The organism is Herbiconiux sp. SALV-R1 (assembly GCF_013113715.1).
GTDB lineage: Bacteria > Actinomycetota > Actinomycetes > Actinomycetales > Microbacteriaceae > Herbiconiux.
Genome location: NZ_CP053344.1, coordinates 2,057,879 through 2,069,259 on the forward strand (window position 1 = coordinate 2,057,879; position 11,381 = coordinate 2,069,259).

7 protein-coding genes and 1 tRNA gene are annotated in these 11,381 nt (G+C 71.0%); 2 read left to right on the forward strand and 6 right to left on the reverse strand.

What is annotated here, in order from left to right; translation table 11 throughout:
• Positions 1–3: 3 nt before the first annotated feature.
• The 4 genes from HL652_RS09910 to HL652_RS09925 all read right to left on the reverse strand — a co-directional run bounded on the left by HL652_RS09910 (position 4) and on the right by HL652_RS09925 (position 4,977).
• Positions 4–468, reverse strand: a complete 465-nt coding sequence (locus HL652_RS09910; RefSeq protein ID WP_171705176.1) for a BLUF domain-containing protein — start codon at positions 466–468, stop codon at positions 4–6.
• Positions 469–548: 80 nt separating this feature from the next.
• Positions 549–622: transfer RNA gene (locus HL652_RS09915), tRNA-Met, on the reverse strand.
• 65 nt (positions 623–687) lie between these two features.
• Positions 688–3,594, reverse strand: a complete 2,907-nt coding sequence (locus HL652_RS09920) for a UPF0182 family membrane protein (RefSeq protein WP_253743763.1) — start codon at positions 3,592–3,594, stop codon at positions 688–690.
• Between the two features lie 258 nt (positions 3,595–3,852).
• Positions 3,853–4,977, reverse strand: a complete 1,125-nt coding sequence (locus HL652_RS09925) for a YlbL family protein (protein ID WP_171705177.1) — start codon at positions 4,975–4,977, stop codon at positions 3,853–3,855.
• A gap of 164 nt (positions 4,978–5,141) precedes the next feature.
• Here HL652_RS09925 and HL652_RS09930 point away from each other — a divergent pair, with 164 nt between their 5' ends.
• Positions 5,142–6,527 carry a zinc-dependent metalloprotease gene (locus HL652_RS09930; protein ID WP_171705178.1) on the forward strand — a complete coding sequence of 462 codons (1,386 nt, stop codon included), beginning with the start codon at positions 5,142–5,144 and terminating at the stop codon, positions 6,525–6,527.
• A gap of 879 nt (positions 6,528–7,406) precedes the next feature.
• Here the strand turns inward: HL652_RS09930 and HL652_RS09935 are convergent.
• Positions 7,407–9,218, reverse strand: coding sequence for an ATP-dependent helicase (locus HL652_RS09935; RefSeq protein ID WP_171705179.1), 1,812 nt, complete (start codon positions 9,216–9,218; stop codon positions 7,407–7,409).
• On the reverse strand, positions 9,215–10,237 hold the full coding sequence (gene nudC, locus HL652_RS09940; protein ID WP_171705180.1) for an NAD(+) diphosphatase: 1,023 nt from the start codon (positions 10,235–10,237) through the stop codon (positions 9,215–9,217). The genes HL652_RS09935 and nudC overlap by 4 nt, the downstream gene beginning before the upstream one ends.
• 61 nt (positions 10,238–10,298) lie before the next feature.
• Between nudC and HL652_RS09945 the strand changes: the two genes are divergently transcribed.
• Entirely contained in the window at positions 10,299–11,360 is a 1,062-nt protein-coding gene (locus HL652_RS09945) for a phosphotransferase (protein ID WP_171705181.1), read from the forward strand.
• Positions 11,361–11,381 lie beyond the last annotated feature (21 nt).

Below are 11,381 nucleotides of genomic sequence, written 5' to 3' on the forward strand. Positions count from 1 at the left end.
GGGCTACGCGCCCGCGCCGACGCCCCTCGCCCGGTGCTCGAACCAGCGGAGGAGCGCCCTCAGCTCCGGCACGCGAACGGATGCTCCGGTGTCGGCCTCGATGTCGGCGAACGTTCCCAGAAAGCCGGGCACGTCGCGCACCTCGTGCGGCCCGACGGCGACGTCTGAGGGGAACCCCATCGACCACTCAGGGAACTGGCGCGACGCGGACTCCTCGTCGAACAGCACGCGCACCTTGCGGTGGCGGCCGTCGGCCGTGATGACCGCCATGCGCGACCGCACCGCGGCGGCGGGGCCCTCGAGCACCTGGATGAACCGGTCGGCGTGGTGCAGCAGCAGCCCGGTGAGGCCGTCACGCCCGTTGTTGCGGCGGCTGGTGTCGAGCAGTGCGAACAGCTCGCCCGGCTCGAGCGGCTCGGTGGCGACGCTGGTGTAGACGAGCGAGGTGATCGGTGAAGTCTCCGTCATCGCGCGCTCCCCGGCCGCTCGCCTGTCGTGAAAAAGCGAGGGCCCGTCTCGAACTTTCGTTCGGGACGGGCCCTCTTTTGTTGCGGGGACAGGATTTGAACCTGCGACCTCTGGGTTATGAGCCCAGCGAGCTACCGAACTGCTCCACCCCGCGGCACAAGAAGAAACTCTAGCACGGGTTTCGGCAGATGACGAATCGGCGCCGGGGCGGCCTCCCGATCAGCCGTTCGCGGCGGCGATGGCGCGGTCGATGGCCTCCTTGAGGCGGGCGTCGGCCTCACCGTAGGCGGTCCAGTCGCCGGCGGCCATTGCCGCATCACGGTCGGTGAGTGCCTTCTCGGCGTCGGCGAGGGCCGACGCGACAGCCGGGTTGCCCGAGACGGGCGAGCCCGTCCCGGTTCCCGTGTCGGTTCCGGTTCCTGTATCCGTTCCGGTGTCGGTGCCCGTTCCCGTGTCGGTGCCGGTGTCGGTGCCACCGTCGACCGGTGTCACGTCGCCGTCGCCGGCCGACGCTCCGGAGTCTCCGCCGAAGAGGGAGTCGAGGGCGCCATCGAGGGTGTTCTCGAACGCGATCTTGTTGCCGAACGACACCAGCACCTTCTGCAGCAGCGGGAAGCTCGTTTCACCGCGCGACTGCACGTAGACCGGCTGCACGTAGAGCAGACCGCCGCCCACGGGGAGCGTGAGCAGGTTTCCGCTGATCACCGAGCTCTCGCCCTGCCGCAGCAGGTTGAGGGCGGAGGAGACCGACGGGTCGGCCGAGAAGCTGTTCTGCACCTGACCGGGGCCGGGGATGGTGTCGTCCTTCGGCAGCGTGAGCAGCCTCAGCTTGCCGTAGTCGGGCGACTTCTCCCCCGCGGTCTCGCCCGCGTTCGCGTCGACCGCGAGATAGCCCGTGAGCACGTTCCGCGACGACTCCGCCTCCTGCTGCGACAGCGGGATGAACGTCGAGTAGAGCGAGTACGACGGGTCGTCCTGCGTCGGCATCTGCAGCGTGAGGTAGTAGGGCGGCTGCAGCGTCGGGTTGGTCGACGGCGAGGTCGGGTCGTTGGGCGTCGTCCAGGCGTCTTCCTGCGAGTAGAAGGAGCCCGCATCCGTCACGTGGTACTGGCCGAGGATGGAGCGCTGCACCTTGAACAGGTCGGCCGGGTAGCGCACGTGGCTCATCAGATCGCCCGACATCTCGCTGATCGGCTTGATGGTGGCCGGGTAGATCTTCTCCCAGGTCTGCAGCAGCGGGTCGGTCTCGTCCCAGGCGTAGAGGGTGACCTTGCCGTCGTAGGCGTCGACCGTGGCCTTCACCGAGTTGCGGATGTAGTTGATGTCGTCGACCGCGTACGCCGGCGTGGGCGTATAGGTGTCGGCGATCGACTCGCTGAGCGACTGCACCCGCGAGTACGGGTAGTTCGCCGAGGTGGTGTAGCCGTCGACCACCCAGACCACCTTGCCGTCGACCACCGAGGGGTACGGGTCGGAGTCGATGGTGAGGTACGGTGCCACCTTCGATACGCGTTCGGCCGGGTCGCGGTCGTAGAGGATCTGCGAGTCGTCGTTCACCGCGTCGGAGAGGAAGATCTGCTCCGACTGGAACTTCAGGGCGTAGACCAGCCGCTTGAAGATGTTGTCGAGCTTCGGCCCGCCGTCGCCCTGGAAGGTCGTGTACGTCTGCGACGCCCCGTCGGAACCCGAGGGGTAGTCGAGCTCGATGTTCGAGCCGCCCTCCGGGCCGCCCACGATCGAGTACGGCGGCGAGTTCTCACCGAAGTACACCCGCGGCTCGAAGTCGCCGAGCTCACCCACCGACGGGATGCCCGACTCGAGGAACACGGGCTGGCCGTCGGCCGAGCGCTGGTTGCCGTAGGCGGCGACCACGCCGTAGCCGTGGGTGTAGACGACGGTCTGGTTGTACCAGGTGGCCGACGAGCCGAGCGCGTCGATGTCGATGTCGCGCACGGCGACCACCGCATCCTGGCTCTGACCGTTGATGTCGTAGCGGTCGACGTCGAGCTGGTCGGGGAACTGGTAGTACTGCCTGAACTGCTGCAGCTGCTGGAACGACCGCGTCACGAGGGCGGGGTCGAGGATGCGGATGTTCGCCGTGGTCGCCGCGTCGTCGCGGAGCGCCCCCGCCTCGGCGTTCGTGGTCGCCTCGTAGGGGGTCTCCTCGAGGTCGGCGACGCCGTAGGCCTCGCGGGTCATGTCGATGTTGCGCTGGATGTAGGGCTGCTCGAGCGTGCGCTCCGACGGGTCGACCTGGAAGCGCTGCACGACCCACGGAGCGAGCGAACCGAGGATGAGGGCGCTCACGATGAGGAGCGCGGTACCGATGATGGGCAGCCGCCAGCGGCCGATGATGGCCGCGACGATGAACAGGATGGCGACGATGCCCGCGATGCCGGCGAGGATCTGGAGGCCCGGGATGGTGGCGTTCACGTCGGAGTAGCTCGCACCGGTGATGAGCCCCGAGCTGTTGGCGAGCGTGGCGTACTGGTCGAGCCAGATGCTCACGGCCTGCAGCAGCAGGTAGATGGTCGCCGTGACGGCCATCTGGATGCGCGCGACCTTCGAGATGCGCACCTCCCGCTGCGAGAAGCGGATGGCGCCGTACAGGTAGCTGGTGGCGATGGCGGCGAGGCCCGAGACGATGACCACGGCGCTGGCGAAGCCGACGACCCCGCGCCAGAACGGCAGGTCGTAGATGTAGAACGAGATGTCGAGACCGAACTGCGGGTCGGTCTGGCCGAACGCCGTGCGGTTGAGGTACTGCAGCGTGAGCTGCCAGCGCGAGGCGGTGGCGACGCCGGCGAAGAGGCCGAGCACGGCGGGAACGCCGAAGGTGGCGAGGCGGCGGAGGGGCTCGATGACCTGCTGGTAGCGGTCGAGCTGGGAGTTGAGCTTGGCGTACACGGGCCTCCGGCGGAAGGCGATCTCGATCGAGACCCAGACCGGGATGGCCATCGCCAGGAAACCGATGACGAACATCACGCCGCTCGCGAACCACTGCGTGGTGAGTACGTTGAGGAAGCCCAGCTGGTCGTACCAGAGGATCTCGGTGTACAGCGTCGAGAAGACGAAGAAGAGGATGGCGAGGACGACCACGATCGCTATCGCGATGGCGAGCGTCACTCTCGATCGTCGTGCGGGCTTCTCTGTCGTTTGGGAAGTCACTTGTGCCTCTGTGCTCTTGCGGCGATACGCGGGTTCGCTGTGCGGTGTCCAACAATCCTAGACGCCCCCGATCCTAGGGAGGGCGGCTGGGAGGGCGCTGGCCACCCGGTCACGGAGAGGTCACGGATGCGCGGACCGGCGCGGGCGCCGCGCTGCGGCGGATGAGGCGGTCACCGCCCTGTCGTGGCGGTGGTCACTCCCCCATCGCGGCGGTCGTCACTGCCCGGCGAGCACGCTGTCGCAGGTGGGGAGCGTCGAGGTGTCGCCGCCGGAGGAGATGGCGTCGAGCACCGCGATCGAGTCGTCGAGGGTCGACACCGCGAACACCCGGATGCCGTCGGGCACGTGACCGACGACCTCGTCGCAGTTGCCCGCGGGCGCCAGGAACCAGGTGGCCCCCGCGTCGCGCGCACCGAACATCTTCTGGCGGATGCCGCCGATGCGGCCGACGTTGCCCTGCGCGTCGATGGTGCCGGTGCCCGCCACGTTCTGGCCGCCGTTCAGCTCACCCGGGGTGAGCCGGTCGATGATGCCGAGCGCGAACATCATGCCGGCACTCGGGCCGCCCACGTCGTCGAGCTTGATCTCCACGTCGAACGGGAAGGTGTACTCGTAGCCCACGCTGATGCCGATGGCGGGGGCGCCCGTCTGCTCCGACACCACCGGCACGATCGACAGCGTCTCCTCGCTGCCGTCGGTGTGGCGCACCAGCACGCTCGCCGCAGCATCCGTGCCGTTCTCGGCGAGCGCGGCGCGCAGCGCCTCGAGGTCGTCGGCGGACACGCCGTTCACCGAGAGGATGACGTCGCCCGCGGTGAGCACGTCGGCGCTCGGCCCGTCGGGGTCGACGGCGGCGACGTCGACCCGGGTCTCGTAGGCGATGTCGAGGTGCGTGAGGGCTGCGGCGACGGCCTCCTGCTGGCTGTCGACCATGAGCGCGGCGTTCTCCTGGTTGCGCTGCTCGGTGGTGACTGTCGGCGGATAGACGGAGTCGATGGGGAGCACGGCGCGGCTGGAGTCGAACCACGAGGTGAGGATCTCGGCCCACGAGGGGCGCTGCTCGCGCGTGCCGCGAACCGACACGGTGAGCATGTCGAGGGTGCCCGCGGTGGGGTAGGTCTCGGCGCCCTCGATCGAGATGAGCGGCACGTCTTCGCCGTCGTGCTGCTGGGTGCCGAGGGTGTCGAACACCGGCCCGGGCTGCTCGATGACGTAGGGGGCGGGCAGGAAGCTCATGACGAGCCCCAGCACAAGGCCGATGATGAGCACGGTCCAGCCGGTGCGGGCGCGACGGGAGGGTCGCGGCCGGGGATCGCCCTCCGCGGGTTCGAACAGGCTCACGGAATCCTCTCGCTGCGGCTCGCGGCCGGATGTTCGCCACGGGCGCACGGCACGGTGCTCGAGTCTATGGAAAACCCAGCCTGGGCGCTGGGCCACGGGCTAGCGTAGGAGCACAGTCTGACAGCCCGCATGGAGCTTGTCGGGAGCGCAAGGAAGGACACATCGTGAGTGACGAGCCACGCGACAAGCCCGAGGACGAGTTCCGCGAGATGCTGCAATCCTTCCTCTCGGGCAACTCCGACATCGACCCGTCGAAGCTGGCGAGCGCTGCCGGCCTCCCTTCAGACCCGGCAGCGGTGTCTCAGCTCATGGCGCAGCTGCAGAACGCCATGCGGGCCAGCAGCGACGGCGTGAACTGGGACGCCGCGCGCGCCCAGGCCAAGGAGATCGCCGGCGCCGGGAGCCTCTCGGTCACCGATCAGACCCGCGGCCAGCTCGACCAGGCGCTGCACATCGCGTCGCTCTGGCTCGACGAGGTGACCGGCCTCTCCGGCAGCACCGAGGCGCCGCGACTGCTCACCCGCGAGGAGTGGGCCACCACGACCATCCCGGTCTGGACCGAGATCGCCGAACCGGTGGCGCTCAGCATCTCGGATGCGCTCACCGACGTGCTGAAGGAGCAGGCGCCCGAAGAGATGGCGGGCATGATCGCAGGCGCCAGCCAGCTCATGCGCAACCTCGGCGGCACCCTGTTCGCGATGCAGCTCGGCCAGATCGTCGGCAGGCTCGCGCAGGAGGTCGTGTCGGGCGGCGACATCGGCATCCCGCTGCTCGAAGAGGGCCAGGCGGCGCTGGTGCCGCAGAACATCGCCGTGTTCGGCGAGGGGCTCGACATCCCGGCCGAGGAGGTGCAGCTCTACCTCGCCATCCGCGAGCTGGCGCATGCCCGGCTGTTCCGGCACGCGCGCTGGCTGCGCCTGCACGTCATCTCCTCCATCCGGGAGTTCGCGCAGGGCATCACGATCGACACCGAGCGGCTCGAGCAACTCGCCGAGAGCTTCGACCCCTCCGATCCCGAGGAGCTCAAGGAGGCGATGGCGAGCGGAGCGCTCATCCCGCCGAAGTCGGAGCAGCAGCTACACGCCCTCTCGCGCCTCGAGACCACCCTCGCCCTCATCGAGGGCTGGGTCGACGTGGTCACCGCGCAGGCCTCGGCCAGGCTGCCGCGCTGGAACGCCATCGCCGAGACGGTGCGTCGCCGCCGGGCGACGGGCGGGCCCGCCGAGTCGGCCTTCGGCGCGCTCATCGGCCTCGAGCTCCGGCCGCGCCGCTTGCGCGACGCCGCGGCACTCTGGCAGACGGTGACGGATGCGGTGGGCCAGGAGGAGCGCGACGCGCTCTGGTCGCACCCCGACCTGGTGCCCACCTCGGCCGATCTCGACGACCCGGCGGCGTTCGTGGCGCGGCTGCAGGCCGGCGAGCCCGAGCCCGACGAGATGGACCAGGCGCTGGAAGACCTGCTCCGCGAGGAGGAGGGGCGCGGGGGCGACCGCGAGGGTGGCGACCGCGACGGCGGCGACCGTGGCGGCGATCAGCCGCCTGCGCCCTAGGGGGTTCCCTCACAGGGCGGCGGATTCGTCCGCCCCGCCCTCGCCCTGTGGATAACCGTGGAGCCTGCCGCTTCGTGGTGCACGATTCGTGGATGGTCCTCCGTCTCGACGCCGCGCATCCCCTGGTCTGGCGCACGCCGAGCTGCGTGCAGTTCGGCGTCGAGCACCCGGTCGCCGTTCTCGACGAGGTGCTGCCGGTCGAGGAGTTCGCGATCGGGTTGCTGGCGCGCGGCGTCTCCCGCGTCGTCGCGGAGGGTCTGCTCGCCGAACGCGGGTGCGGGCCGGCTCGGTTCGCAGCGTTCCTCGCGCGACTCGGGCCGGCCGTCGTCGATGTCGACGAGACCGCGGTTCCGCCGCCCGGGCCCTGGGTCGCCGTCGACGGGCGCGGGCAGGCCGCCGAGAGCATCGCCTCGCAGTTCGCGAGCGGCGGCGCCCGGCTCGGCTCCCCCGACGACCCGGTCGAGCTCGCCGTGGTCGTCTCGGCCTTCGCCACGGCGCCGCGCCGCGCTGCGGCCTGGCTGCGGCGCGACATCCCGCAGTTGCTGGTGGAGTTCGGCGACCGCTCGGTGCGGGTGGGCCCGGTGGTGCGGCCGGGTGCAGGGCCCTGCGCCAGCTGCCTCGAGCTCGCTCGCCGCGACGCCGACCCGTGCTGGCCGGCCGTCGCGTCTCAGCTCGTCGACCGAGCGGCCCCGGCGGCCGATGCACTCGGCATCGCGGTGGCGGTGCCGCTCGTGGAGCGGGTCGCGCGCGAGCACCTCGCCGACCCCGGGTGCGGCTGGGGCGACCATGCCGTGCGCTGGCTCCACCCCTCCCGCGGCTCGTCGCCCCGAGCCGCGGGAGGGCCGTCGACGCTCGGCGACGCGCTCGTGGTCGAGCGGGTCAGGCCTCATCCCGAGTGCGGATGCCGGTCTCCTGAAGGAAACGGGAGGGCTGACGGTCGACTCCTCGACGCACCCCGGCCGCCGCCCACGACAGCTCGAGCCGTTCCCGTGCCCGCGTGATGCCCACGTAGAGCAGGCGGCGCTCCTCATCGGCACCCTCGAGGCCGCTCGCGTGACTGATCGGGATGAGCCCCTCGGCCACACCCACGATGAACACCACCGGCCACTCGAGACCCTTCGCCGAGTGCAGGGTGGCGAGGTTGACGGCGCGCACCGTGGGTTCGTGTTGGGAGGCCTGCCGGGCCATCAGCTCGTCGGTGAACTCGCGGAAGGTCGTGCCGGCGGGCATCGACTCGGCCAGGCCCATGATCGCGTTGAGTGACTCCCAGCGGTCGCGCACGGCGCCGACGCCCTCCGGTTCGTGCTGGGTCCACCCCCGGGAGCGCAGCACGTCGCTCACCGACTTGAACAGCGGCTCCTCGGTGATCGATACCGATGCGGCCCGCAGCTCCATCACGGCGCGCTTCACATCGGGCTGGTCGAAGAACCGGGTGCCCCCGCGCAGCTGGTAGCTGACGCCCGCGTCGGTGAGCGCCTGCTCGAGGGGCGCCGACTGGGAGTTCACGCGGTAGAGCACGGCGATGTCGTTCGGGGCGACGCCCTCCGCCACCAGAGCGGCGATGCGGGCGGCGACGCCGGCCGCCTCGGCGAGGTCGTCGCGATAGGCGGTGACGACGGGCTCGGGCGGCTCGGGGGCTCGGGCCGCACCGGTGGCAGGCGGGGCGGTGGGCGGCGGCGCGGTGGCCGGCGCACCGGTGGCCGGCGGGGCGGTGCGGGCCTCGTGCGGTTCCGCCGCCTGGCGCGACGCCGCGTGGAGGGTGAGTGCCCCGGGTCTCCCCCGCATCAATCGGTTCGCGGCGGCGACGATGGGCTCGGTGGAGCGGTAGTTGCGCTCGAGCGACACGACGGTGGCGCTCGGGTGGCGGCGCTCGAAGCCGAGCAGGTAGTCGGCGCTCGCACCCGCGAAGGAGTAGATGGTCTGGCTGGCGTCGCCCACCACGCAGAGGTCACGACGGGTGCCGAGCCACAGCTCGAGCAGGTGGTGCTGCAGCGGCGAGACGTCCTGGAACTCGTCGACCACGAAGAAGCGGTACTGCTCACGCACCTGGATGGCGACCGAGGGCTCGAGCTCGATCATGCCCGCCGTGGCGAGCAGCACGTCTTCGAAGTCGAGCTGGCGGCGTTCATCCTTCAGCGCCTCGTAGCGCTGCTGCAGCTCGAGCATCTGCTCGACGCCGAGGTTCGACGGCAGCGTGCGCGAGGTGCGCGCCGCGAGCCCGTACTCCTCGATGCTGAGGTTGGAGACCTTGCGCCACTCGATCTCGGCGGCGATGTCGCGCAGGGTCGCCGTGTCGACCCGCAGTTTCATAAGCTCGGCGGCGTGGGCGATGGCCTTCGCCTTGTTGTCGATGATCTTCGGGGCCTCGCCGCCCACCACCTGCGGCCAGAAGTAGTTCAGCTGCGACAGCGCGGCGGCGTGAAAGGTGCGCGCCGCCACCCCGCCCGCGCCCAATGGCCGGAGGCGCGACCGCAGTTCGGCGGCGGCGCGACTGGTGAAGGTGAGGGCCATCACCCGGTTCGGCGAGTAGACCCCGGTCGCCACGCCGTAGGCGATGCGATGCGTGATCGCCCGCGTCTTGCCCGTGCCCGCACCGGCGAGGATGCACACCGGTCCGAGCAGGGCGCGCGCGGCGACGCTCTGTTCGGGGTCGAGCGCGGTGAGGAGGTCGTCGGCAGACGAACCCGTCATGCCCTCTCCCGCTCGGGCAGCGGCCCGCCGAACCAGCGCTCGACGATGGCGCGCGCGATGGAGGAGCGGCCGGGCAGCAGCACGTCCGACCGGGGGTCGGCGATCTCCTCGCGGGTGAACCAGCGCAGCTCGAGGATCTCGTCTCCGTCGGGCCGCAGCTCGGCGGCGTGGTCGGGCGAGACCCGTGCCATGAACCCCACCATGAGGGATGCGGGGAACGGCCACGGCTGCGAGCCCACGTACTCGGGGTCGTCGATGACCACCCCCGATTCCTCGCCGATCTCGCGCACCGCCGCCGACTCGAGCGACTCCCCCGGCTCGACGAAGCCGGCGAGGAGCGAGAAGCGGTTGTTCTCCCAGAGCGCGTTGGAGCCGAGCAACAGGCGGTCGTCGGCGTCGACGATGCCCACGATCACGGCGGCGTCGGTGCGCGGGAACAGCTCGACGTTCTCCTTCGTACAGCGGCGCACCCAGCCGCCCGCTTCGATCGTGGTCGACGAGCCGCAGCGGGGGCAGAACCGGTGGGTGGCGTGCCAGTTGGCCATCGCGAGCGCCTCGGTGAACACGCCGGCGCCCACGTCGTCGAGGTCGGCGGCGACCATGCGCAGGTCGAGCCACTCGGCGGGCTCCGGGTACGACTCGGCGAGCAGGTCGTCGAGCGCCAGGGCGAACAGCGGCGAGCCCGCCGGCAGCTCGGCGGAGCCCGACGTCACCCGGCCGAGGTAGAGCCTCACCGGGGCGGAGTCGCCCTCGGCGCTCCGCAGCGCGTCGGGGAGCAGCGACGGCTCGGTGAGTGCGATGACCGGCCGCACGGTGACCTCGGGTGCCGTGCCGAAGCCGTCCCAGCCGACGGGGTTCGCCCCCGACGCGGCCAGAGCCCGACCGCGGTGCAGCAGCAGCACGCGCGCCTCGGCAGAGGCCCACAGCGCCTCGAGCGCAGCCGGGTCGGAGCGGGTGGCGTGATCGCGGTCGACGCCGTGGCGGGCGAGAGGCAGCGAAGCCTGAAAAGCGCGTGACATGGTTGCCCAATCGTGCGTGGCGAAAACCGTGGCCGGACCAGGTCGCCCTACCCTAGAGGCTATGGCGAGATCCCACCTCACTCTAGCCGCGCTCGCGACCTCGGCCGTCGCCGGTGCCGACATCGTGGGCTCGCGTCCGCTCTCGAGCTCCACCACCCACCGCTTCGACTCCGCTGTGGTGACGCTGCGCTCGGGCGAGGAGTACGCGGTGCGGGTGCCGGTGAACTCCGACGCCGAGTCGGAGCAGTCGCGCGACCTCGTCGCCCTCCGCGCCCTCACCGCCGGCGTGCGCACGCGACTGCCGTTCCACATCCCCGACCAGCTCGGCCAGGCCCCCATCGGGCAGACCAGGGCCGTCGTCTACGACTACATCCAGGGCCGCCCCGCCACGCTCGCCGACGTCGGCGGCGAGGGCAGCGCCAGCGACTCCATCGGCCGGGCGATCGCCGCCATCCACTCCCTGCCCACCTCCGTGGTGTCGGATGCGGGGCTCCCCTCCCACACGGCCAGCCAGATCGCTCTCAGCTCCCGCAAGCTGAGCGATCGCGCCGCCGCCTCGGGCCGGGTGCCGAAGGAGCTGCTCACCCGCTGGTCGCTCGCCCTCGAAGACAGCGCGCTCTGGCAGTTTCAGCCCACGGTCGTGAACGGGTCGCTCGGGCCCGAGTCGTTCCTCGTCATCGACGACCAGGTGATGGGGGTGCTCGGCTGGCAGGAGCTCAAAGTCGGCGACCCCGCGCTCGATCTGTTCTGGCTGAACTCCGCGGCGCGCTCCGAGAGCGCCGACCGCGTGTTCGCGGCGTACGAGCACGCGCTCGCCCGCCCGGCCGACCGCCAGCTGCGCAAGCGCGCCCGCCTCTACGCCGAGCTCGAGATCGCGCGCTGGCTGCTGCACGGCATCGACAGCCGCGACGAGGGCATCATCGCCGACGCGGAGGGGATGCTCGACGCCCTGCGCACGACGGTGCAGAACGATCTGCTCAACCCGCTCTCCACCGACACCGGCCAGATCATGGCGGTCGAAGACGTCGAGGCGATGCTCGACCGCACGCCGCTCCCCGGCAGGTCGGCGACGAGTGTGGGCGCTGAGAGCAAGGCGCACGCGAACCGCATCGCCGAGGACTGAGCGGCGCCGCGCAGCGCGGCG

Excerpts from the sequence above, each read along its gene's own strand:
- HL652_RS09935 (WP_171705179.1), bottom strand. The coding sequence starts at position 9,218 with ATGACGGGTTCGTCTGCCGACGACCTCCTCACCGCGCTCGACCCCGAA.
- HL652_RS09910 (WP_171705176.1), bottom strand. The coding sequence starts at position 468 with ATGACGGAGACTTCACCGATCACCTCGCTCGTCTACACCAGCGTCGCC.
- HL652_RS09945 (WP_171705181.1), top strand. The coding sequence starts at position 10,299 with ATGGCGAGATCCCACCTCACTCTAGCCGCGCTCGCGACCTCGGCCGTC.
- nudC (WP_171705180.1), bottom strand. The coding sequence starts at position 10,237 with ATGTCACGCGCTTTTCAGGCTTCGCTGCCTCTCGCCCGCCACGGCGTC.